24 protein-coding genes are annotated in these 21228 nt (G+C 65.9%); 16 read left to right on the forward strand and 8 right to left on the reverse strand.

Features of this window, described 5'->3' with window-relative positions; all coding sequences use genetic code 11:
* Positions 1 to 2: 2 nt before the first annotated feature.
* From ATE64_RS06050 to tpiA, 3 genes are all read right to left on the reverse strand, one after another.
* Positions 3 to 1634, reverse strand: a complete 1632-nt coding sequence (locus tag ATE64_RS06050) for a CTP synthase (protein ID WP_058456399.1) — start codon at positions 1632 to 1634, stop codon at positions 3 to 5.
* A 110-nt stretch (positions 1635 to 1744) separates the two neighbouring features.
* A complete protein-coding gene (secG, locus tag ATE64_RS06055; protein ID WP_058456398.1) occupies positions 1745 to 2188 on the reverse strand; it encodes a preprotein translocase subunit SecG in 444 nt (147 codons plus the stop codon).
* Between the two features lie 118 nt (positions 2189 to 2306).
* On the reverse strand, positions 2307 to 3056 hold the full coding sequence (gene tpiA / locus ATE64_RS06060) for a triose-phosphate isomerase (RefSeq protein WP_058456397.1): 750 nt from the start codon (positions 3054 to 3056) through the stop codon (positions 2307 to 2309).
* 170 nt (positions 3057 to 3226) lie between these two features.
* Here tpiA and ATE64_RS06065 point away from each other — a divergent pair, with 170 nt between their 5' ends.
* The 7 genes from ATE64_RS06065 to trpC all read left to right on the forward strand — a co-directional run bounded on the left by ATE64_RS06065 (position 3227) and on the right by trpC (position 11295).
* Positions 3227 to 5173 (forward strand): peptidylprolyl isomerase, encoded by a 1947-nt coding sequence (locus ATE64_RS06065; RefSeq protein ID WP_058456396.1) that lies wholly within the window; start codon positions 3227 to 3229, stop codon positions 5171 to 5173.
* 8 nt (positions 5174 to 5181) lie between these two features.
* Entirely contained in the window at positions 5182 to 6699 is a 1518-nt protein-coding gene (gene trpE, locus ATE64_RS06070) for an anthranilate synthase component I (protein WP_058456395.1), read from the forward strand.
* Positions 6700 to 6780: 81 nt separating this feature from the next.
* Positions 6781 to 7845 (forward strand): alpha/beta fold hydrolase, encoded by a 1065-nt coding sequence (locus ATE64_RS06075; RefSeq protein ID WP_058456394.1) that lies wholly within the window; start codon positions 6781 to 6783, stop codon positions 7843 to 7845.
* A 5-nt stretch (positions 7846 to 7850) separates the two neighbouring features.
* Positions 7851 to 8858, forward strand: coding sequence for an NADP-dependent oxidoreductase (locus ATE64_RS06080; RefSeq protein ID WP_058456393.1), 1008 nt, complete (start codon positions 7851 to 7853; stop codon positions 8856 to 8858).
* Positions 8859 to 8927: 69 nt separating this feature from the next.
* Positions 8928 to 9518 carry an aminodeoxychorismate/anthranilate synthase component II gene (locus tag ATE64_RS06085; protein ID WP_058456392.1) on the forward strand — a complete coding sequence of 197 codons (591 nt, stop codon included), beginning with the start codon at positions 8928 to 8930 and terminating at the stop codon, positions 9516 to 9518.
* Positions 9515 to 10513 carry an anthranilate phosphoribosyltransferase gene (trpD, locus tag ATE64_RS06090; protein WP_058456391.1) on the forward strand — a complete coding sequence of 333 codons (999 nt, stop codon included), beginning with the start codon at positions 9515 to 9517 and terminating at the stop codon, positions 10511 to 10513. The genes ATE64_RS06085 and trpD overlap by 4 nt, the downstream gene beginning before the upstream one ends.
* On the forward strand, positions 10510 to 11295 hold the full coding sequence (gene trpC / locus ATE64_RS06095) for an indole-3-glycerol phosphate synthase TrpC (RefSeq protein ID WP_058456390.1): 786 nt from the start codon (positions 10510 to 10512) through the stop codon (positions 11293 to 11295). Before trpD ends, trpC begins: the two co-directional genes overlap by 4 nt.
* Before the next feature lie 304 nt (positions 11296 to 11599).
* Here the strand turns inward: trpC and ATE64_RS06100 are convergent, their stop codons facing one another.
* Complete coding sequence (locus tag ATE64_RS06100) at positions 11600 to 11938, reverse strand: 2Fe-2S iron-sulfur cluster-binding protein (RefSeq protein ID WP_156416529.1); 339 nt, start codon at positions 11936 to 11938, stop codon at positions 11600 to 11602.
* Complete coding sequence (locus ATE64_RS06105) at positions 11935 to 13026, reverse strand: aminotransferase class V-fold PLP-dependent enzyme (protein WP_058453863.1); 1092 nt, start codon at positions 13024 to 13026, stop codon at positions 11935 to 11937. Before ATE64_RS06105 ends, ATE64_RS06100 begins: the two co-directional genes overlap by 4 nt.
* Positions 13027 to 13289: 263 nt before the next feature.
* Between ATE64_RS06105 and ATE64_RS06110 the strand changes: the two genes are divergently transcribed.
* Positions 13290 to 13946, forward strand: coding sequence for an alpha/beta hydrolase (locus ATE64_RS06110; protein ID WP_058453864.1), 657 nt, complete (start codon positions 13290 to 13292; stop codon positions 13944 to 13946).
* Between the two features lie 41 nt (positions 13947 to 13987).
* On the opposite strand, the gene ATE64_RS21960 is transcribed toward ATE64_RS06110, so the two are convergent.
* On the reverse strand, positions 13988 to 14152 hold the full coding sequence (locus tag ATE64_RS21960) for a hypothetical protein (RefSeq protein ID WP_167541744.1): 165 nt from the start codon (positions 14150 to 14152) through the stop codon (positions 13988 to 13990).
* 155 nt (positions 14153 to 14307) lie between these two features.
* Here ATE64_RS21960 and rpiB point away from each other — a divergent pair, with 155 nt between their 5' ends.
* The 7 genes from rpiB to ATE64_RS06140 all read left to right on the forward strand — a co-directional run bounded on the left by rpiB (position 14308) and on the right by ATE64_RS06140 (position 17958).
* Positions 14308 to 14760: a ribose 5-phosphate isomerase B gene (gene rpiB, locus ATE64_RS06115; protein WP_058453865.1), complete on the forward strand. Its 453-nt coding sequence runs from the start codon at positions 14308 to 14310 to the stop codon at positions 14758 to 14760.
* Positions 14757 to 16064 (forward strand): serine hydroxymethyltransferase, encoded by a 1308-nt coding sequence (gene glyA, locus ATE64_RS06120; RefSeq protein WP_058453866.1) that lies wholly within the window; start codon positions 14757 to 14759, stop codon positions 16062 to 16064. Before rpiB ends, glyA begins: the two co-directional genes overlap by 4 nt.
* Before the next feature lie 4 nt (positions 16065 to 16068).
* A complete protein-coding gene (locus ATE64_RS06125; protein ID WP_058453867.1) occupies positions 16069 to 16287 on the forward strand; it encodes a hypothetical protein in 219 nt (72 codons plus the stop codon).
* A 3-nt stretch (positions 16288 to 16290) separates the two neighbouring features.
* Entirely contained in the window at positions 16291 to 16755 is a 465-nt protein-coding gene (gene nrdR, locus ATE64_RS06130) for a transcriptional regulator NrdR (RefSeq protein WP_058453868.1), read from the forward strand.
* 78 nt (positions 16756 to 16833) lie between these two features.
* A complete protein-coding gene (locus tag ATE64_RS21040; protein WP_082657603.1) occupies positions 16834 to 16968 on the forward strand; it encodes a GIY-YIG nuclease family protein in 135 nt (44 codons plus the stop codon).
* The gene (locus ATE64_RS06135; protein ID WP_058453869.1) at positions 16965 to 17687 is read left to right on the forward strand and encodes an RNA methyltransferase; all 723 of its coding nucleotides are present in this window, start codon (positions 16965 to 16967) and stop codon (positions 17685 to 17687) included. Before ATE64_RS21040 ends, ATE64_RS06135 begins: the two co-directional genes overlap by 4 nt.
* A 25-nt stretch (positions 17688 to 17712) precedes the next feature.
* Entirely contained in the window at positions 17713 to 17958 is a 246-nt protein-coding gene (locus tag ATE64_RS06140) for a hypothetical protein (protein ID WP_058453870.1), read from the forward strand.
* Between the two features lie 43 nt (positions 17959 to 18001).
* Here ATE64_RS06140 and ATE64_RS21965 read toward each other — a convergent pair whose 3' ends face one another.
* Positions 18002 to 18310 (reverse strand): chorismate mutase, encoded by a 309-nt coding sequence (locus ATE64_RS21965; protein WP_058453871.1) that lies wholly within the window; start codon positions 18308 to 18310, stop codon positions 18002 to 18004.
* A 201-nt stretch (positions 18311 to 18511) separates the two neighbouring features.
* Here ATE64_RS21965 and rpsD point away from each other — a divergent pair, with 201 nt between their 5' ends.
* Positions 18512 to 19123 (forward strand): 30S ribosomal protein S4, encoded by a 612-nt coding sequence (gene rpsD / locus ATE64_RS06150; RefSeq protein WP_058453872.1) that lies wholly within the window; start codon positions 18512 to 18514, stop codon positions 19121 to 19123.
* 73 nt (positions 19124 to 19196) lie between these two features.
* Here the strand turns inward: rpsD and ATE64_RS06155 are convergent, their stop codons facing one another.
* Positions 19197 to 21179: a S9 family peptidase gene (locus ATE64_RS06155; protein ID WP_231729097.1), complete on the reverse strand. Its 1983-nt coding sequence runs from the start codon at positions 21177 to 21179 to the stop codon at positions 19197 to 19199.
* Positions 21180 to 21228: the final 49 nt, after the last annotated feature.

Genomic DNA, 21228 nt, shown 5'->3' on the forward strand with positions numbered 1-21228 from the left:
CCTCAGACGAGCCGGCTCTGTTTCACCGCCGCTTCGATGAATCCCCGGAACAGGGGATGCGGATCGAAGGGTTTGGATTTCAGTTCGGGGTGGAATTGCACCCCGATGAACCATGGATGGTCCGGCCGCTCGACGATCTCGGGTAACATGCCATCGGGAGACATGCCAGAAAAGACAAGTCCGCCCTTTTCAAGGCTGTCGCGATAGGCGCCGTTCACCTCATAGCGGTGGCGGTGACGCTCGCTGATGTCGTTCGCGCCGTAAATCGCCGCGACATGGCTGTTCGGCGACAGCTTCGCTTCATAGGCGCCAAGCCGCATCGTACCGCCCATGTCGGTGTTCGCGCCGCGCTGCTGCAGCCCCTCGGCGCTCATCCATTCGGTGATCAGGCCGACGACCGGCTCGCTCGTCGGGCCGAATTCGGTGCTCGACGCCTTTTCGATGCCGCTCGTGTTCCGCGCACCCTCGATGCACGCCATCTGCATCCCGAGGCAGATGCCGAAGAAGGGCACATTGCGCTCGCGCGCGAAGCGGACGCTCTCGATCTTGCCCTCGGACCCGCGCTCGCCGAAGCCGCCGGGGACGAGAATGCCGTGCATCGGCTCAAGTTCGTTCGCGAGGTCGTCGCCGCGCTCGAACATTTCGGCGTCGAGCCAGCGGATGTTGACCTTGACCCGGTTCGCCATGCCGCCGTGAACGAGCGCCTCGTTAAGCGACTTGTACGCATCGGGCAGCGAGACATATTTGCCGACGACGCCGATCGTGACCTCGCCCTCGGGGTGCTGCTTGCGGTCCATGATGTCGTACCACGCCGACAGGTCGGGATCGGGCGCGTCATGGATGCCGAAGGCGCGCAGCACTTCGCTGTCGAGCCCCTCGCCATGATATTGCACGGGGACCGAATAGATGGAATCGGCGTCGAGCGCCGGGATCACCGCTTCTTTGCGCACGTTGCAGAACTGCGCGATCTTCGCCCGCTCACCCTCGGGCAGCGGTTTTTCGCAGCGGCAAAGCAGGATATCGGGCTGAACGCCCAGCGACGCGAGTTCGCGCACGCTGTGCTGCGTCGGCTTGGTCTTCAGTTCGCCCGCGGCGGCGATGTACGGCACCAGCGTGACGTGGACGGAGAGCGTATTCTCGCGCCCCTCCTCATTCCTCAGCTGGCGGATCGCTTCGATGAAGGGCAGCGATTCGATGTCGCCGACCGTGCCGCCGATCTCGCACAGCACGAAATCGAGGTCGTCGGTCTCGGCGCGCGCGAACGCCTTGATCGCGTCGGTGACGTGCGGAACGACCTGCACCGTCGCGCCAAGATAATCGCCGCGACGTTCCTTGGTGATGATCTGCTGATAGATGCGGCCCGAGGTGACATTGTCGCTCTGCCGCGCCGCAACGCCGGTAAAGCGCTCGTAATGGCCGAGGTCGAGGTCGGTTTCGGCGCCGTCGTCGGTCACATAGACCTCGCCATGCTGATAGGGCGACATCGTGCCCGGGTCGACATTGAGATAGGGATCAAACTTCCGGATGCGAACACGGTAGCCACGCGCCTGCAACAAGGCCGCGAGGCTAGCCGCCATCAAACCTTTGCCAAGCGAGGAGACCACGCCGCCGGTGATAAAAATGAACCGCGCCATGGGAGGAAAGACTTACTCAACAGGAGGGTGACGGCGCAAGCCGTCGAATCGCTTGCGGCGGAAAAAATTCCGCCGCCGCGCATGCGATGCCGGTGGCCGAAGCCGCCGGTCTATTTCTTGGCAGGGGCCTCGGCGGGTGCCGGAGCGCTCTGGCTGGCCGCTGCAGCGGCCGCTGCCAGCGGATCGTCCGAGGCCGGAGCAGTCTGGGCGGGACCAGTCTGCGCCGGAGCCTGTGCCGGGCCGGTGAGCGACGAGGTCGGCGCGCCGCTGCTCGGCTGCGCCGATTTCGACAGCGACGTATCGATGGCCGAACCGCCAGCGCTACCTACCGACGCGAGCGCCGCGAGCAGGATCGACAGTCCGACGAACAGGCTGGCGAGAACCGTCGTCGCCCGGGTCAGGAAGTCCGCCGCACCGCGCGCCGACAACAGGCCCGCAGGGCTGCCGCCGACGCCAAGGCCACCACCTTCCGACTTCTGCATCAGGATGACGCCGATCATCGCCGCGGCAACGAGCGCCTGGACGACGAGCAGGAAGGTGAAGAGGCTGGACATCGAATTTTCCCGGACTTGCGCGGTCCCACACGGACCACGCCCGCGGCGCACATAGAGATGAAGTGCCGGGGGTTCAAGCCTGCATACCGTCGCCGCGCCCTCGCGGGGGCGACGATCATCAGAGCCCCGAGGCCGCCGCGATGATCGGCACGAACTTGACCGCCGTCAGGCTGGCGCCGCCGACCAGCGCGCCGTCGACATCGCCCGCACCCAGCAACTCGGCGGCATTCTCGGCATTCACCGAACCGCCGTAGAGAATGCCCATCGTGCCCGCCGCACCGCTACCCGCGAGTTCGCCAAGCTTGGCACGGATCGCGCCGTGCATCGCCGCCACATCGTCAACCGTCGGCACCAGCCCGGTCCCGATCGCCCAGATCGGCTCGTAAGCGATGGCAAGCCGCGACGCATCAAAGTCCGCCGGCAGCGATCCCGCGACCTGCGCCAGAACATAGTTGATCGCGCCGCCCGATTCGCGCACCTCGCGCGGCTCACCGACGCACAGGATCACCGACAGACCGGCGGATAGTGCCGCTTCGGCCTTGGCCTTCACATCGGCGTCGCTCTCACCAAAACCTTCGCGGCGCTCGCTATGCCCGACGATGACGAGCGTTGCGCCGATGTCGGCCAGCATCGCCGCCGCGACCGATCCGGTGTAGGCGCCCGATACCGCGCTATGGCAATCCTGTCCGCCGACCGCCGCGCCCGGCGCCGCCGCAAGCATCGGCCCGATCAGCGTAAAGGGCGGACAAAGCGCCACATCGACGGCGGGGTGCGCTTTCGCGGCGTCGAAAATCGCCTGCGCCTCGGCCAGCGCGGCCGTCAGCCCGTTCATCTTCCAGTTGCCGACCACATATTTGCGCCGCGCCATTGACCCGATCCTCCTGCCTGTCGTCGTGATGCCCGCCCCTAGCGCCCGGCGGCATTCCAATGCAAGCGCGCGCCGCTTCGCGCTTTCCCGCCTTGAAGCCTGCCCGCCTCCCGCCTAAAGCAGCGCCCAAACCGCGCCCGAAGGCGCCACGCCGAAAGTATAGTCGTTTCATGATCACGTCTCTCCGCCGTCTGTTCGGATCCACCCTCGGCAAGATTATCGCGCTCGGCTTCATCGCCCTGATCGGCGTGCTGTTCGCGCTCGGCGACGTCACCGGCAACGCCTCGTTCGGCGGCCTCGGCGGCGCCAATGTTGCCAAGGTCGGCAAAAGCCAGCTCGGCGTCGGCGAGCTTCGCGAACGCGTTCGCCTCGCCTACAACCAGGCGCGGCAGCAGCAGCCGGGCCTCACGATGGCGGCCTTCGTCGAATCGGGCGGACTCGACCAGGCGCTCAACCAGATGGTCGACGGCATCGCCTTCGAACAATTCGCGACCGAGCTCGGCTTCAGCGTCAGCAAGCGCCAGATCGATGGTCGTATCGCCGACATTCCCGCCTTTTCGGGGGTGTCGGGCAAGTTCGACCAGAAGACGTTCGAAAATTTCCTGCGCCAGCAGGGGATGACCGAGGCGCAGCTTCGCCGCGACATCAAGCAGCAACTGCTGCTCGAACAGATCGGCGCGCCCATCGGTAACCTGCCGCGTATCGCGACGGGCATTGCCAGCCCCTATACCGCGCTGCTGCTCGAACAGCGCAGCGGCCAGGCAACCTTCATCCCCGCCAGCATCTTCGCGCCGAAGAATGATCCGGGCGACGCCGCGCTGCAAAGCTTCCTTGCCCAAAACAAATCGAAGTTCACGGTCCCCGAACGGCGCGTGCTGCAATATGCGCTCTTCGACCGCAGCGCCGTTGCGGTTCCCGCGGTCAGCGACGCCGAAATCGAAAAGGCATACAAGGCAAACGCCGCCCAATATGCCGCCAGCGAGACGCGCCGCTTTGCCCAGGTGATCGCCCCCGATCAGGCCACCGCCAACAGCATCGCGGCGAAAGCGCGCGCCGGTACGCCGCTCGCTGCCGCCGCGCAGGCTTCGGGGCTTTCTGCGTCGACGACGGGCGAACTCACTCTTTCGGCCTATGCCGCGACGACCAGCGACGCGATGGCCAAAACGGCCTTCGCGGCCAAGCGCGGCGACATTCTCGGCCCGACCCAGACCGGCCTCGGCTGGGCGGTCGCACGTGTCGAGGCGGTGACCGCGAAGCCCGCGCGCAGCCTTGCCGACGCGACCCCCGAAATCCGCGCCGAACTCGCCAAGAACAAGGCGAACGAGGCGATGGTCGACTATTTCAACGCGATCCAGGACGCCGTGAACAGCGGCGCCTCGCTCGAAGAGATCGCGGCCGACCGCAAGCTGAAGGTCGAGGAGACCCCCGCCCTTCTCCCCAGCGGCCGTGCCCCGAAGGTGGCGGGCTTCGCGCTCGCTCCCGAACTCGCCCCGATGGTCAGCGGCGCCTTCCAGGGTAGCGGCGAAGGCGAAAGCCAGATCGCAACGCTGGTCGAGAACGAGAAATTTGCCGTCTATTCGGTGAAATCCATCCTTGCGGCCGCACCGCCGCCTTTTGCCGAAATCCGCCCCGCCCTGCTCGAGGAATGGCGCTTCGCCGAGGGGCAGAAGGTCGCCCGCGACAAGGCGCGCGCGATCGTCAAGGCGGTCGAAGGCGGCAAGAGCCTCGCCGAGGCCGCGCGCGCCGCCGGCCCCAACATCGGCAGCGTCCAGACGATCGGCGGCCGCCGCTCCGAACTCGGCCGCGACGGCAAGGGTGTCCCTCCCGAACTCGCGCTGCTCTTCTCGATGGCGAAGAACAGCGTCAAGACGCTCGAAGTCCCGGGCAACCGCGGCTGGATGGTCATCGCGCTCGAGAAGGTCGATCGCCCCGATCCCAAGTCGATCGAACCCGCGCGCGTCGCCGCGCTCGCGCAACCGCTCGCCTCGGCATTCGGTAACGAGCTGGTCGAACAACTCGCCGCCGAGGCGAAGCGCCGTGTCGGGGTGACGATCAACAAGGACCTGGTCGATCAGCTCCGCAAAGAGCTGACCGGCGCCGCGCCGGCCGGCGAATAAGCGCAGGCGTGGCGATCGAGGGCAGAGCCGCGGCGCTCGAGGCGCTGGCGCAGGGCCGCGGCGCGGTCGTGTGGCAGCGGCTGATCGCCGACGTCGAGACCCCGGTGTCGGCCGCGCTGAAGCTTATCGAGCCCGGACGCGGCGACTGGGTGCTCGAATCGGTCGAAAGCGGCGAGACGCGCGGCCGTTACAGCCTGATCGGGCTCGACCCCGACCTGCTCTTTGAGGTCACCGGCGACTCGGCCCGCATCAACCGCAACTGGCGCCGCGACCGCACCGCGTTCCAGCCGCTCGATACGGGCGCGCTGCAGGCGTTGCGCGACCTCGTCGCCGAATGCCGCTTCGACGTACCGGACGCGCTGCCGAAGGCGCTCGCCACGCTCGTCGGCTTCTTCGCCTACGAAACGATCGGCCTCGTCGAGCGTATTCCGCGCGCGCCGGGCGCGGGCCTCGGCCTGCCCGACATGGTGTTCATGCGGCCGACGGTGATCCTCGTCTTCGACCGCCTCGCCGACGAGCTCTTCCTGATCGCGCCGATTTGGCCCGATCCCGAAGGGGCCATCGACCGGATGATCGAAGCGGCGCAGGACCGGCTCGACGATGTCGCCGCGCGCCTGTCGAGCGCGAGCGCGCACGCCGACCGCGCCACGACCGGTGCCTTGCCCACCGACATTGCCGCGACCCCCGCGACGACGCCCGCGCAGTTCGCGAAGATGGTCGCGGCGGCGAAGGAATATATCGCCGCGGGCGATATCTTTCAGGTCGTCCTCTCGCAGCGTTTCTCGACCCCGTTCGACCTGCCGCCCTTCGACCTCTATCGCGCGCTTAGGCGCATCAACCCATCCCCCTTCCTCTATTTCCTCGATCTGCCCGGCTTTGCGATCATCGGCTCGTCCCCCGAGATTCTCGTCCGCGTCCGCGACGGCGAGATCACGATCAGGCCCATCGCCGGCACCCGCCCGCGCGGTCGCACGAGCGCCGAGGATGCCGAAAATCGCGAAAGCCTGCTCGCGGACCCCAAGGAACGCGCCGAGCATCTGATGCTCCTCGACCTCGGCCGCAACGACGTCGGCCGCGCCGCGACCGGCGGCAGCGTGACCGTCACTGACAGCTACACGGTCGAATTCTACAGCCACGTCATGCATATCGTGTCGAACGTCATCGGCCGCATCGCGCCCGACAAGGACGCGATCGACGCGCTGTTCGCGGGCTTCCCCGCCGGCACGGTCAGCGGTGCGCCCAAGGTGCGCGCCTGCCAGATCATCGCCGAACTCGAAGCCGATGCGCGCGGGCCCTACGCCGGCGGCGTCGGCTATTTCGCGCCCGACGGCAATATGGACAGCTGCATCGTCCTCAGGACCGCGATCGTGAAGGACGGCGAAATGCACGTCCAGGCAGGCGCGGGCATCGTCGCCGACAGCGACCCCGCCTATGAGCAGCGCGAGTGCGAGGCCAAGGCCGGCGCGCTCTTCGCCGCCGCGCGCGAGGCGGTGCGGCTCGCGGGCACGCCGGGTTACGGGCAATAGCCGATCACGCCGGGTGGGTGCGCCCTTGCTATCGTCCTGCCCTACTTCATTCCATTTCTAAAACCCGCTAGCCTTCCCCCCATGCGCAAACTCCTCGCCCCGCTCGCCCTGCTGCTCGCCAGCATCGCCCCCGCTCAGGCCCAGACCGTCGAAGGCGCCGTCGAGGGCGACGCGATCCTCAAGGATTTCACCTTCGGCACCGGCGAAAAGCTGCCCGAAACCAGGATGCACTATACGACGCTCGGTACCCCGCAGCGCGACAAAAAGGGCAATGTCACCAACGCCGTAATGATCCTCCACGGCACCGGCGGCACCGGCAAGCAATTCTTCCAGCCGCAGTTCGCGAACGAACTCTTCGGCCACGGCCAATTGCTCGATACCGGCAAATATTATGTCATCCTGCCCGACAATCTCGGCCACGGCGGCTCGTCGAAGCCCAGCGACGGCCTCCGGATGCGGTTCCCCAAATATGATTACGACGACATGGTCGCCGCGCAATATCGGATGCTGACCGAAAAGCTCGGCGTGCAGAAGCTCAAACTGATCCTCGGCACCTCGATGGGCTGTATGCACGCCTTCGTCTGGGGCGAAACCTACCCCGGATTTGCCGAACGCCTCGCCCCCTTTGCCTGCCTGCCGGTCGAGATCGCGGGGCAGAACCGCATGTGGCGCACGCTTACGATCGACGCGATCAAGGCCGATCCGCTGTGGCAGGACGGCAATTACACCGACCCGCCGCTCGGCGGCCTGCGCACCGCCGCCTCGCTCACGATGATCGCGGGCGCAAACCCCTATGCGCTGCAGGCGCAGTATCCGACCCGCGTCGCGGCGGAAAAATATAAGGACGAGGCCTTCGCGCGCACCTTTGGCCGCAACGATGCGAACGACACGATTTACCAGCTTGATTCGTCGCGCAATTACAACCCGTGGCCGAACCTCGAAAAGATCACCGTGCCGGTGCTCTGGATCAACTCGGCCGACGATTTCATCAACCCGCCGGGCTTCTCCTACCCCGCAGAGGGTGTGAAGCGCATGCCCCGCGCGCGCTACATCCTCATCCCTGCGAGCGCCGAGACCAAGGGCCACAGCACGCACACCTGGGCGAAATTCTGGAAAGACGATCTTGCGAAGCTGATGGCGGAGTGACACGGATGCAGGGCTTTGTTCTTAATCGCTACGGCGGCGCTGAAGCGACCGGGTTGCAGGAAGTCCCGTGCCCCGTTCCCGGTTCCGGCGACGTCCTCGTCCGCGTCCACGCCGCGGGCCTCAACCCGGTCGATTTCAAGACCCGCGACGGCATGCTGAAGGTCGTGCAGGGCTATGATTTCCCGGTCGTCATGGGCAATGAACTCGCCGGCACCGTCGAAGGCATCGGCGAAGGTGTCACCAACTTCAAGCCCGGCGACCGTGTCTTTGCGCGCGTTCCGAAGAGCCGGATGGGTGCCTTTGCCGACTATGCAGCCGCTCCCGCGAGCCACATTGCGCTCCTGCCGGCGTCGATCGATTTCGATACCGCCGCGGGCATTCCGCTCGCCGGCCTCACCGCGCTTCAAGCGCTACGCGACGAATTGCAGCTCAAACCCGGCAGTCGCGTCCTCATCCCCGGCGGCGCGGGCGGCGTCGGCACTTTCGCGATCCAGATCGCCAAATGGCTCGGCGCCGAGGTAACGACCACTGCCTCGCCACACGGCCGCGCGCTCGTCGAACGCCTCGGCGCCGACCATATCATCGACTACACCACGCAGAATTTCGAGGACGAAGTGCGCGACATGGACGGCGCCTTTGACCTGATCGGCGGTGACACACTCGAAAAATGCTTCGGCGTCGTAAAGCCCGGCGGCATGGTCGTTTCGGTCGCGGGAATGCCGGAACCGCTGACCGCACGAAAGGATCTCGGCCGCGGCGCGGGCCTCGCTGCGCTCTTCTGGTTCGCCAGCTTCGGCCTCCGCGCCAAGGCTCGCAGAAAGAGCGTGAGGTACCGCTATCTCTTCATGCATCCCAGCGGCGCCGAACTCGCCGAACTCGCGCAGCTCATCGTCGACGGAAGGCTGGAGCCCGTCATCGACCGCGTATTCGCCTTTGCCGAGATCGGCGATGCGATCGCCTATCTCGAATCCGGACGTGCGAAGGGCAAGGTCGTCGTGCGCATGGTGGCCTAAAAGCCAGCATTGCGGCGCGAAAAGCTTCTATCCCTTCCCCAATTCCCGCAAAGCCGTTAGGGCGCCCCCATGATCCTCGTCATCGACAATTATGACAGCTTCACCTTCAACCTCGTTCACTATCTGATCGAGCTGGGGGCCGAGGTGCGCGTCGAGCGCAACGACGCGCTGACCGCCGCCGAAGCACTCGCGACGGGCGCATCGGCTTTCCTCATCTCGCCCGGTCCCTGCACCCCGAACGAGGCGGGCGTCAGCCTCGATCTCGTTGCCGCCTGCGCTGCAGCGAAGCGGCCGCTGCTTGGCGTCTGCCTCGGCCATCAGGCGATCGGCCAGCATTTCGGCGGGATCGTCCAGCGCGGCCACCTGATGCACGGCAAGACCTCGCCCGTCTGCCACGACGGCACCGGCCTGTTCATCGACCTGCCATCGCCGCTCACCGCGACGCGCTATCACAGCCTCGAGGTCGTCGATATTCCTGCCGAATTGCTGATCAACGCGACCAGCGATGATGGCGCGGTGATGGGCTTGCGCCACGCAGAGCTGCCGATCCACGGGGTGCAATTCCATCCCGAAAGCATCGCGACCGAGCATGGCCACGCGATGCTCGCCAATTTCCTGCACCTCGCGGGACTGCCGGTGGCGGCGCGGCAGGCGGCATGAGCCGCTTCGGTCCGCTTCCCGATCCCGCCGAACTGCTGGATCATGACGAGGCAGCGGCCGCTTTCGCCGCCATTCTCGACAGCACCGCCAGCGACGAGGCGATCACCGAATTCCTGATCGCGCTGGCCGAGCGCGGCGAAACGATGGTCGAAATCGCCGCTGCGGCGCAGGCGATGCGCGACCGGATGATCCCGATCGATGCGCCGGCCGGGGCGATCGACGTCTGCGGCACCGGCGGCGACGGTCACCATACGCTGAATGTCTCGACTGCGGTCGCGATCGTCGTGGCGGCGTGCGAAGTTCCTGTGGCAAAGCACGGAAATCGCGCAGCTTCTTCCAAATCGGGCGCCGCCGACACGCTCGAAGCCCTCGGCCTCGACATGGAACGCGCCGCGCAGATGGCCGAAGCGCAGCTGGCCGACCTCGGCATCTGTTTCCTGTTCGCCGCGCACCACCATCCGGCGATGAAGCACATCATGCCGATCCGCAAGGCGATCGGCCGCCGCACCATCTTCAACCTGATGGGCCCGCTCGCCAACCCGGCGCGCGTCACCCGCCAGCTCGTCGGCATCGCGCGCCCCGCCTATGTCCCCGTCTATGCAGAGGCGCTGCACCGGCTGGGGACGGATCATTCGCGGGTGATTTCCGGCGACGAAGGGCTCGACGAACTCTCGCTCGCCGGCGGCAACGAGGTCGCGATCGTCACGCGCGAGAATGTCCGTATGCAGCGCAGCGTTGCGGCCGACGCGGGGCTTCCCAGCCATCCCATTTCGGCGATCCGCGGCGGCGATGCGCGAGAAAATGCCCGCGCGCTGCGCAGCCTACTGCAAGGCGAACGGAACGCCTATCGCGACGCCGTGCTTTATAATGCCGCCGAGGCGCTCCTCGTCGCCGGAGCGGTCGAAAACCGGATCGACGGGGTCGAGGAAGCCGCCGAAGCCATCGACAAGGGGCTTGCCAACGCTCTCCTCAATTGCTGGATCGCCTACAGATGAACAAGCTCACCCAAATCCTCGCCACCAAGGCGGATGAGGTCGCGACCCGGCGGCAGGCCTATTCGATGGCCGACCTCGACCGTGTCGACGCGGGCGCTCCGCGCGGCTTTCAAGCCGCCCTGCAGGCAAGGATCGATGCGGGCGGCTACGCCCTGATCGCCGAAATCAAGAAAGCATCGCCTTCCAAGGGATTGATTCGTCGCAATTTCAATCCCGCCGACCATGCCCGCGCCTATGCCGCCGGCGGCGCGGCCTGCCTCTCGGTGCTCACCGACGCCCCTTATTTTCAGGGGCATGAAGAGTTCCTCATCGCCGCGCGCACCGCGTGCGATCTGCCCGTCCTGCGCAAGGATTTCATGATCGACCCCTGGCAGGTCGCCGAGGCGCGCTCGATCGGCGCCGATGCGATCCTGATCATCGTCGCGGCACTCGACGACGGCGCCATGCGCGACATCGAGGCGGCGGCGGTCGAGCGCGGCATGGACGTGCTTGTCGAAGTCCACGACGAAGCCGAACTCGACCGGGCTCTGGCCAAGCTCCAGTCGCGCTTGATCGGCGTCAACAACCGTGACCTGCGCACCTTCGAAACCGATCTCGCCGTCACCGAGCGCCTTGCGAAGCGCGTTCCGGCGGGCACGTTGCTCGTCGGCGAAAGCGGCATCGCGACCCATGCAGACTGCCAACGCCTCGCGGAAAGCGGCGTAAAAGCCTTTCTCGTCGGCGAAAGCGTGATGCGCCAGGACGACGTCGCGGCGGCAACGAAAGCGCTGCTCGAAGGCTGACGGCCGCTTCGGGGTGGGAAGCGGACGTCGCCGATCCTCCCCGGCACGGGGAGGGGGACCATGCGAAGCATGGTGGAGGGGTACGTGCAGTCTGGCGCGGCCTATGATCTCCTGTGCCCCTCCACCACCCTACGGGTGGTCCCCCTCCCCCGGTGGGGGAGGATCGTCTAGGACCGCAATCGGTCGTTTGCAGTCATAATGTGCACCCCGGCGAAAGCCGGGGCCCATGAAGCAAGCGCAGCGCTCATTGCCTGGATCCCGGCTTTCGCCGGGAATCACCAAGACGGCAACCGGTCGTTAGCTGTCAGCGCGGCCCCTGCATATTGCGGCTTTCGGAGGGAATATGGACCGTCAGCCCGTCCAACTCCTCGGTCAGCACGATCTGGCACGACAGGCGGCTCGTCCGGCGCACCCCGGCGGCGAGGTCGAGCATGTCTTCCTCCATCTCGCTGGCTTCGGGGAGGCGGTCGAAATCCTGCCTGTCGACGATGACATGGCAGGTCGAGCAGGCCATCTGGCCCTCGCACGTCCCTTCGAGCGGCATCAGATGCGCCTGCGCGACGTCGAGCAGGATATCTCCCGGCTTCGCCTCGGCCTCGGTGCGCCCCTTGCCGTCGGCGTGGATGAAGGTGACGCGCATCAATTAACCCCCTGGAGCCGCGCGGCATCCTTGATCGCCTGCAGCCCCTCGCGCAACTCCGCTTCGGTGGTGTAGCGTCCCCAACCGAGACGGATCGAGGCACGGGCGTCGGCTTCGCTGACCCCCATCGCGCGCAGCACATGGCTGACCTTGCCCGACCCGCTGCCGCACGCGCTGCCGAGCGAGAAAGCGACATTGCGGGCGTCGGACATCAGGCGGAGACCGTTCACGCCCTCGCGGCGGATGTTGAGATTGCCTTGATAACGCGGGCTTTCGGCGCCGTTGAGCGTCCATTGGGGGAGCGTATCCATCGCTACCGACCAGAGGCGCTCGACATGCTCGGCATCCTTGTCGAGCCGCTCGGCGGCGAGCGCCGCCGCGGCGCCGAAACCGGCGCAGAGCGCAGGCGAGACGGTTCCCGATCGCATCCCCTGCTCCTGCGCGCCGCCGAACATCAAGGGTTCAAGGTCGATGCCGTCGCGAACCCACAGCGCGCCGATGCCCTTGGGTCCGTGGATCTTGTGCGCCGAGACCGCGATCAGGTCGGCGTCCGCCGGGATCGCCACGCGGCCATAGCCCTGCACCGCGTCGCAAAGCAGCAGACTGTTCTTCGCGCGCGCCGCCACTGCGAAATCAGCGACCGGCTGGATCGTTCCGACTTCGTTGTTGACCAGCATTGTCGCGACGATGCCGTTTTCGGGAATCAGTGTGTCGTCGGGCGGCAGCGCCAGCCCCTCGCCGTCCACCGGCAGAATATTTGCATTCAGCCGTTCGAGGCACTGCAGCGACGCGGCATGTTCGATGCTGAGCCCCGCGACGCCGCCCGGCTTCGCCTTCGCGCCGCTGAACAGCGCCCAATTGAGCGCCTCGGTCGCGCCCGATGTGAAGAAGACCCGCCCGCCCTTCGGCAGCAGCGCCGCGACCTGATCGCGCGCGACTTCGACCGCTGCCGCCGCGGCGCGGCCCGCCTTGTGCGTGCTCGATGGATTAGCGAAGCCGCCTCCTTCTCCGGGTCCTTCGAGCCAGCGCAGCATCGCCTCGCGCGCTTCGGGGGCGAGCGGCGTCGTGGCCTGATAGTCGAGGTAAATCATGGGGCGCGGCAATCGTCTGTAAGGAATCAATCAAACCCCGTTCGCATCGAGCGACGTCGAGATGCCCATCGGTGACACATGCCTTCTGGGTGTCTCGACTTCGCTCGACACGAACGGAAACGGGGAGCGTGTCGCCACTCTATTGCGAGCGATTCGCAAAAGTTGCAACTTGCTACCCAATTTCTATATAGGCGCCACCTTCGCTCCGCCACCCCGCCAGCCGGCGATTCGGCTTTGAGTTCAAAAAGACAAGAGGTGCACCCATGCCCGACGTGATTTTCCCCGGCCCCGAGGGCCGCATCGAAGGCCGTTTTTCGCCGCCGCCGCGCCCGCGCGCGCCGGTCGCGCTGATCCTGCACCCGCATCCGCAGGGCGGCGGCACGATGAACGACCGCATCACGCAGGCGATGTACAAGAGCTTCGTCGCGCGCGGTTTCGCAGTGCTCCGCTTCAACTTCCGCGGCGTCGGCCGCAGCCAGGGCACGTTCGACAACGGCATCGGCGAACTCAGCGATGCCGCGTCGGCGCTCGACTGGGTGCAGTCGATCCACCCCGAGGCGCAGACGACCTGGGTCGCGGGCTTCAGCTTCGGCGCGTGGATCGGGATGCAGCTCTTGATGCGCCGCCCCGAAATCCGCGGCTTCCTGTCGGTCGCGCCGCCGGCGAACATGTACGACTTCAGCTTCCTCGCGCCTTGCCCCTCGTCGGGCATCATCGTTGCGGGCGGCCAGGACGAGATCGTTCCTCCGGCTGCGATCCAGAAGCTCGTCGACAAGCTGCGCACGCAAAAGGGCATCACCATCCATCACGACGAGATCCCGCGCGCCAATCACTTCTTCGAACATGAGCTCGACCAGTTGATGAAGTCGCTCGATAACTATCTGGATATGCGGCTCGCCCCCGATTCGCCGATCCGCTGACATTCAGATCCTCCCTGTCGCGCAGCGATGGGGAGCATTTTTCACTTCGTCGGGATCATCCAGATCGCCACATTGGCGAACAGCACCAGCGCCGCGACCACCATCAGGAGCGCGCGGCGGCGGTCGCCGTGGCGGAAGACCATGAATGCGCCGCCGAGCAGCGCAAAACCGCCGAGCATGGCGATCGAAAGCAGCGTGTCACCCATGGCGGCGCTCTACGCGGCGTCCCCTGCCCGGTCAAACCCGCTCTCCGGTCGGGCCCGCTTTGTGACAAAATAATGGATTGCGGCTTATGGCCAATTCGCGACGCTTCGCCTAAAGCGCGCTCATCGATTCCCTTCGACCACACGGGAGCCGCGCCATGCGCATCGCGATAGCCTCTGACCACGCCGCTTACGAGCTCAAGGCCCTGCTCGCCGAGTGGCTGCGCGCCGACGGGCACGAGGTCGCCGATCTCGGCACCGACGGCCCCGACAGCGTCGATTATCCCGACTATGGCTATCGCCTTGCCGAGGCTGTGGCGAGCGGCAGCGCCGAAAGGGGCGTCGCGCTCTGTGGATCGGGCATCGGCATCTCGATCTCGGTCAACCGCAATCCCGTGTGCCGCTGTGCGCTCGTTTCCGAACCGCTGTCGGCGAAACTGTCGCGCGAGCATAATGACGCCAATGTCATCGCGCTCGGCGCGCGGTTGACCGGCATCGATATGGCGAAAGCGTGTATCACCGCTTTCCTGACCACCGACTTCGCGGGCGACCGCCACGCACGCCGCGTCGACAAGCTTTCCCACCCTCCCATTCTGGAGACCAGCCGATGACCACCGAAACGCTCGCCAAGCCCATCAAGTCGGCCGGCTATTTCACCGATGGCGTCGGCGCGACCGATCCGGCGGTCGCCGCCGCGATCAAGCATGAACTCGAGCGCGAGCAATATCAGATCGAGCTGATCGCCTCGGAAAATATCGTCTCGAAGGCGGTGCTGGAGGCGCAGGGCTCGGTCTTCACCAACAAATATGCCGAGGGCTATCCGGGCAAGCGCTACTATCAGGGCTGCGCGCCGTCGGACGAGGTCGAAACGCTGGCGATCGACCGCGCGAAGAAGCTGTTCGACTGCAATTTCGCCAACGTCCAGCCGCATTCGGGGGCGCAGGCGAACGGCGCGGTGATGCTCGCGCTGACCAAGCCCGGCGCGACGATCCTCGGCATGAGCCTCGACGCCGGCGGCCACCTGACCCACGGCGCCCCGCCCGCCATGTCGGGCAAATGGTTCAATGCGGTGCAATATGGCGTCCGCGCCGACGACCATCTCGTCGATTTCGACCAGGTCGAGGCGCTTGCGAAAGAACACCGCCCCTCGCTGATCATCGCGGGCGGCTCGGCCTACCCCCGCACGCTCGACTTTGCGCGATTCCGCGCGATTGCCGATGATGTCGGCGCGTTGCTGATGGTCGACATGGCGCATTTCGCCGGCCTCGTCGCGGGCGGCGCGCATCCGTCGCCGATGGAGCATGCGCATGTCGTCACCACGACGACGCACAAGACGCTGCGCGGCCCGCGCGGCGGCATGATCCTGACCAATGACGAGGCGATCGCCAAGCGCATCAATTCGGCGGTCTTTCCCGGCCTGCAGGGCGGCCCGCTGGTCCATGTCATCGCCGCGAAAGCCGTAGCGTTCGGCGAAGCGCTGCGCCCCGAGTTCAAGGACTATGCGAAGGCAACGATCGCGAATGCGCAGGCGCTCGCGAACCGGCTGAAGGCGCGCGGCGCGGACGTCGTCGCGGGCGGCACCGACACGCACCTCGCGCTGATCGACCTGCGCCCGCTCGGCATCACGGGCCGCGACGCCGACGAGGCGCTCGAACGCAGCGCGATCACCTGCAACAAGAACGGCGTGCCCTTCGATCCGCTGCCGCCGGTCAAGACCAGCGGCATCCGCGTCGGGTCGCCCGCGGGCACCACGCGGGGCTTCGGGATCGCCGAGTTCGAAGAGATCGGCGACATGGTCGCCGACGTTCTGGAAGCGCTGCGCGACAAGGGCGAGCATGGCGACGCCGATGTCGAGGCCGACGTCCGCGGCCGCGTCCGCGCGCTCTGCGAACGCTTCCCCATCTATCAGGGATAATCCAATGGCGCGGCAGCACCCCGAGGAACCGACGCTGGTCGAGCTGACGATCGAAGAGGTCAAGGCGATGGGCAAGCAGGGGATGGACCATCCCTCGACGCGCCCGGTGCTGATCGGCGGCGGGCTCGGGGCGGTTGCGGGCGCGATCCTGCCGGTCGTCACCTGGCCGGTAGGCCTGTTCGCGGGCGCCGCGATCGCGCTCTATTCGCGGGTGAAACGCTGATCCATGCGCTGCCCCTATTGCGGACATGAAGACAGCCAGGTGAAGGACAGCCGCCCGACCGAGGACGGTGCGGCGATCCGGCGCCGCCGCCAGTGCGAGGACTGCGGCGCGCGCTTCACGACCTTCGAGCGCATCCAGCTGCGCGAGGTCGCCGTGCTGAAAGCTGGCGGCGGTCGTGAGCCCTTCGACCGCGAGAAATTGATGCGCAGCGTCCAGATCGCCTGCCGCAAGCGCCCGATCGACGGCGCGCGGATCGAGCGGCTTGTGTCGGGCATCCAGCGCCAGCTCGAAACCTCGGGCGAAAATGAGGTGCAGGCGGCGCAGATCGGCGCGATGGTGATGGAAGCACTCAAGGGCTTCGACAATGTCGCCTATATCCGCTTCGCCAGCGTCTATCGCGATTTCACCGAAGCCAAGGATTTCGAGGAATTCGCCTCTTCGATCACCGAGGCAGCGAAGAAGAATTAGCTCCTCCTCTCCTCCGTATCCCCGAGCGAAGACGAGGGGCATTGTCGAGCGAAGCGAGAAGGCTGCACCAACCGACATATGACTTTCTGGACCTACCTCCTCCATTGCGCCGATCGCACCTATTACACTGGTCATACCGATGATCTGGATAAACGCGTCTATCAGCATCAACAGGGCGTCCTCGGCGGCTACGGGAAGAAGGAAATGCCATGAACGCCCCGCCCCCCGTCATCGTTCTGGTACGGCCGCAGCTTGGCGAAAATATCGGCAAGGCGGCGCGCGCGATGCTCAATTTCGGGCTGACCGAGCTGCGCCTCGTCGCGCCGCGCGACGGCTGGCCAAACCCCGATGCGGGGCCGGCGGCGTCCGGCGCCGACATCGTGCTGACAAAGGCCGAGGTCTTCGACACGCTGGCCGACGCAGTGGCCGATTGCACGACCATCTACGCGACCACGGTGCGCAAGCGCGGCGTGAGCAAGCCCGTCCTCACGCCCGAGGAGGCGGCGAAGCAGGTCCACGCGACGGCGGGCCGATCGGCATATGTCTTCGGCCCCGAACGATCGGGGCTGGAAACCGACGATGTCGCGCTCGCGCACACCATCGTGACGGTGCCGATCAACCCCGAATTCGGCTCGCTGAACCTCGCGCAGGCGGTGATCCTGCTCGCCTATGAATGGTCGAAGGGCGTCGCGCTGGCGAGTCCGCCCGAAGTGCCGCTAGACCCGCCCGCCGAGCATGGCGAGATGGAGCAGCTGATCCAGCATTTCATCCGCGACCTCGACGCCGCGGGCTATTTCTTTCCCGCCGACCGCACCGAAGCGACGCTGCGCACCTTGCGGACCGCGCTCACCAAGACCGGCTGGTCGTATAATGATATCAGGATGATGCACGGCATCATTACGATACTTGGCAGGACGCCCCGGCCGCGATAACGGAGCGCATCCTCATGCGGAGATTATGATGCTCTCTCTCGTTCTTTCGTTGATGCTGTCCGCGGCCGCCCCCGAAGCCGCGTCCCCTGCCGATCCCGCGACGACCACCATCAAGGCCAAGAAGCCCAAGAAGATCTGCCAGAGCCACACCAACACCGGCTCGCGCATGAAGCGCCAGACCTGCAAGACGCAGCAGGAGTGGGAAAGCGAGCAGCAGACCAACGTCGGCAGCGATGCGCGCCTGACCCACGGCGCCGGCGGCGGCAACTGAGCCCTGGACCCTGTTTCGGCAAGGAACAGGGTCTTGGCGGGCGTCAGCGGCGAAGGGCATCCCACTTGATCGCTTCATAGGCGATCGACTGTTCGACCAGTTCGTTCCAGACGGCGCGCAGCCGTGCGGGCTCCAGCCCCGCGGCTTCCGCTGCACGCGCGATATTGTCGAGAACCTCGGCCTTGCGGGCTTCGTCGCGCACCGAATTCCGGTCGGTCTTGATCCGGGCTGCGGCATCCATATAGCCGAACCGGCGCGCCAGCAGCGCGACGAGTTCGCGGTCGATCTGGTCGACCCCCGCGCGCACCTCGATCATCGTTTCGCATTCGTCGGGTAGTTTGATGACGGTCATGCGCGCTGCCTTTAGCGGCTTTTTCCGCGCCGTCCAGCGTGGGACGCGGGCTTGACTCCTACCTCCCCACCGTCTAACGGCGCGCCTTCGCAGATTGACCCCGCACCCCGGTGAAGCGGTGGTCGCACATGGCAAGCCTATGTGGTGCGATCCGGGATAAACGCCGAAATCCTTCGGTACACAGCAAATTGGAGACGACATATGTCGAAGCGCCAGAGCGCCAAGTATAAACTCGACCGCCGGATGGGCGAAAACATCTGGGGTCGCCCGAAGAGCCCGGTCAACCGCCGCGAATATGGCCCCGGCCAGCACGGTCAGCGCCGCAAGGGCAAGATGTCGGACTTCGGCATCCAGCTCCGCGCGAAGCAGAAGCTGAAGGGCTATTACGGCGACATCACCGAGAAGCAGTTTAAGAAGAACTATTTCGAGGCGTCGCGCATGAAGGGCGATACCGGCCAGAACCTGATCGGCCTGCTCGAACGCCGCCTCGACGCGATCGTCTATCGCTCGAAGTTCGCGCCGACGATTTTCTCGGCGCGCCAGCTCGTGAGCCACGGCCACGTCTATGTGAACGGCGTGAAGTGCAACATCGCGAGCCGCCTCGTGAAGCCGGGCGACGAAGTCACCCTCGGCAAGAAGGCGCAGGAAATGGCGCTGGTCGCCGAAGCGCAGAGCCTGCCCGAGCGCGACCTGCCCGAATATCTGGCGCTCGACGGCACCAAGGCGACCTTCGTCCGCGTGCCCACGCTCGACGAAGTGCCCTATCCGGTGAAGATGGAACCGAACCTCGTCGTCGAATTCTATTCGCGCTGATCGGTTTCGATACCCGATTCAAAAAAGGGGCGGTCCGGAAACGGGCCGCCCCTTTTCGTTTAACCGGCCTTCCTCAATGCGGCAGGAAGGCCGAAATCTTCCGCAGCATTTCGGTGCGGGCCTCCGACGCCTCGAGCGCGTGGCCGAGGTCGGGATATTCGACGAGTTCGACGCGCTTCTTCGCGCCCTCGAGTACGCGCTTCATCGTGCGCGACTGCGCGATCGCGACATTCTGGTCGAGCGTGCCGTGGAACATCAGCACCGGCGCCTTGATCGCCCCCGCATTTTCTGCGGGCGATCCCTCGCGAATATGCGGCCCCGTCCCGATGAACTTGCCCTCGATGCGGCCGGTGCCGTCGCGTGACGCCTCATCCTTCAATTGCGCGAGGTCGGTGACCGGCGCGATCGCGACGATCGACTTGAACAGGTCGGGTGCGAGTACCCCCGATTGCAGCGCGGCATAGCCGCCATAGGACCAGCCGACGATCGACAGCTTCGCAGGATCGGCGCCCTCTTTCACCAGCCAGCGGCCGGCGTCGGTCACATCGCCCACCGCGGTGCGCCACGACTGGAAACCGTTGTTCTGATACCATTGGTCACCGAAGCCCGCCGAGCCGCGATAATTGGGCTGCAGCACCGCATAGCCGCTTTGCGCGAAATATTGCGCCAGCCAGTCGAAGCCCCATTCATCGCGCGCCGAGGGTCCGCCGTGCGGCATCACGATCGCGGGCAGTCCCTTCGCGTCGGTTCGCCCGGGCGGCAGCGTCAGATAGCCCGGCACCAGCGTGCCATCGCTCGCAGGATAAGTGATCGCCTTTACCGGCGACAGTTTCACGGTCGCAAGCTGTTCGCGCGACAGCAAGAGCGGCCGCAGTTCCTTGGCGGCAGGTACATAGAGATAATAGGCGCCGGGATCGGTGTCGGATTCGGCGCGAACGATATAGCGGCTCTCGTCGGCCGACGCGTCGACGATCACCACGGGCTTCCCGCCCAGCGCCCGCGACAGCGAGTTCGTCATCTTCGCGATCGCGGGGTCGGTCATGACGGCGGTGCGCTGGTCGGTGGCATAGGACACGCCGACGATCCGACCGTTACGTCCGACGCGGACGATATCGTCGACGTCGACTTCGGGATGTTTGTAGATGGTCGTCGTCGTCCCGCTGCCATCGAGCGCCATCGCGACCACCGCCTGGCGGCCGTCGATCTTCTGGAAGCCATAGACGCGATCCGTCGCGGCATCGATCGCTGCCGGGCGGAATCCTTCGTCGGTCACGACGTCGCGCTGCGCCAGATATTGCCAGCTTCCGCCACCCTTCGGCCGGAAGGAATAGCGAACGACCGGATCATATTGCCCGACGCTGCTGGTATAGCCCTGCGTCTCCATGATGCGGACATTGCCCTGCCCGTCCGAGAGATAGTTGGTCGCATCACGGTTGGCCGATTCGACACGGCGCGCCGTGCCGTTCACCGAATCCACCCGGTCGACGCCCAGCCCCTCTGCCTTTTTCGCGAGATTCGTACCGATGGCGGCTTCGGGAACATAGCTGCGCGTCATCAACAGCGACCCGTTGTCGGTCGAGGACCAGTCGATCACATTGCCGCCGCGAAAATCGGCGTAGAGCGATCGATCACTGCGACGATTGCTGAGCAGGCGAAGATTGCCGCCCGTCGCGTCGACGGCAATGATATTGCTCGCCCCCATGATGTCGCCGGCCACCACATCGCGCTGGAAGGTCTGGCACGCAAGGCGGGCATTGGTCACCCAGCCGCACCAGCCGAGACTGCCGTCGGCGCCGCCGTCGCTCGACAGGATCACGCGCGGCTGCGCGCCTTCGGCCGTATCGACGATGAACAGCTGGCGCTTCTGCTTCGCACCCTGCCCGATGAAGGCAAGATGCTGACCATCGGGCGACAGGCTGACGTCGAGGATCGATTCGAGCGCGCCGAACCGCGCCGCGAGATCATTCTCCTGCGCCTGCGCTGCCGGGACAGCGGCAAGCGACGCCTGCAGGGCCAGCACCGACAGGCCCCGAACGAAAAATTTATGCGAAACCAAGATATATTCCCCCGTTAGAATCTTATGGGGAATGACTGCCACCCGCACC

The organism is Sphingopyxis sp. H073 (assembly GCF_001468395.1).
Taxonomy (GTDB): Bacteria; Pseudomonadota; Alphaproteobacteria; order Sphingomonadales; family Sphingomonadaceae; genus Sphingopyxis.

Bases quoted from the DNA above. Each gene is read 5' to 3' on its own strand.
- ATE64_RS06050 (WP_058456399.1), bottom strand. From the start codon at position 1,634: ATGGCGCGGTTCATTTTTATCACCGGCGGCGTGGTCTCCTCGCTTGGC.
- secG (WP_058456398.1), bottom strand. From the start codon at position 2,188: ATGTCCAGCCTCTTCACCTTCCTGCTCGTCGTCCAGGCGCTCGTTGCC.
- tpiA (WP_058456397.1), bottom strand. From the start codon at position 3,056: ATGGCGCGGCGCAAATATGTGGTCGGCAACTGGAAGATGAACGGGCTG.
- ATE64_RS06065 (WP_058456396.1), top strand. From the start codon at position 3,227: ATGATCACGTCTCTCCGCCGTCTGTTCGGATCCACCCTCGGCAAGATT.
- ATE64_RS06075 (WP_058456394.1), top strand. From the start codon at position 6,781: ATGCGCAAACTCCTCGCCCCGCTCGCCCTGCTGCTCGCCAGCATCGCC.
- ATE64_RS06080 (WP_058456393.1), top strand. From the start codon at position 7,851: ATGCAGGGCTTTGTTCTTAATCGCTACGGCGGCGCTGAAGCGACCGGG.
- ATE64_RS06085 (WP_058456392.1), top strand. From the start codon at position 8,928: ATGATCCTCGTCATCGACAATTATGACAGCTTCACCTTCAACCTCGTT.
- trpD (WP_058456391.1), top strand. From the start codon at position 9,515: ATGAGCCGCTTCGGTCCGCTTCCCGATCCCGCCGAACTGCTGGATCAT.
- trpC (WP_058456390.1), top strand. From the start codon at position 10,510: ATGAACAAGCTCACCCAAATCCTCGCCACCAAGGCGGATGAGGTCGCG.
- ATE64_RS06105 (WP_058453863.1), bottom strand. From the start codon at position 13,026: ATGATTTACCTCGACTATCAGGCCACGACGCCGCTCGCCCCCGAAGCG.
- ATE64_RS06110 (WP_058453864.1), top strand. From the start codon at position 13,290: ATGCCCGACGTGATTTTCCCCGGCCCCGAGGGCCGCATCGAAGGCCGT.
- ATE64_RS21960 (WP_167541744.1), bottom strand. From the start codon at position 14,152: ATGGGTGACACGCTGCTTTCGATCGCCATGCTCGGCGGTTTTGCGCTG.
- rpiB (WP_058453865.1), top strand. From the start codon at position 14,308: ATGCGCATCGCGATAGCCTCTGACCACGCCGCTTACGAGCTCAAGGCC.
- glyA (WP_058453866.1), top strand. From the start codon at position 14,757: ATGACCACCGAAACGCTCGCCAAGCCCATCAAGTCGGCCGGCTATTTC.
- ATE64_RS06125 (WP_058453867.1), top strand. From the start codon at position 16,069: ATGGCGCGGCAGCACCCCGAGGAACCGACGCTGGTCGAGCTGACGATC.
- nrdR (WP_058453868.1), top strand. From the start codon at position 16,291: ATGCGCTGCCCCTATTGCGGACATGAAGACAGCCAGGTGAAGGACAGC.
- ATE64_RS21040 (WP_082657603.1), top strand. From the start codon at position 16,834: ATGACTTTCTGGACCTACCTCCTCCATTGCGCCGATCGCACCTATTAC.
- ATE64_RS06135 (WP_058453869.1), top strand. From the start codon at position 16,965: ATGAACGCCCCGCCCCCCGTCATCGTTCTGGTACGGCCGCAGCTTGGC.
- ATE64_RS06140 (WP_058453870.1), top strand. From the start codon at position 17,713: ATGATGCTCTCTCTCGTTCTTTCGTTGATGCTGTCCGCGGCCGCCCCC.
- ATE64_RS21965 (WP_058453871.1), bottom strand. From the start codon at position 18,310: ATGACCGTCATCAAACTACCCGACGAATGCGAAACGATGATCGAGGTG.
- rpsD (WP_058453872.1), top strand. From the start codon at position 18,512: ATGTCGAAGCGCCAGAGCGCCAAGTATAAACTCGACCGCCGGATGGGC.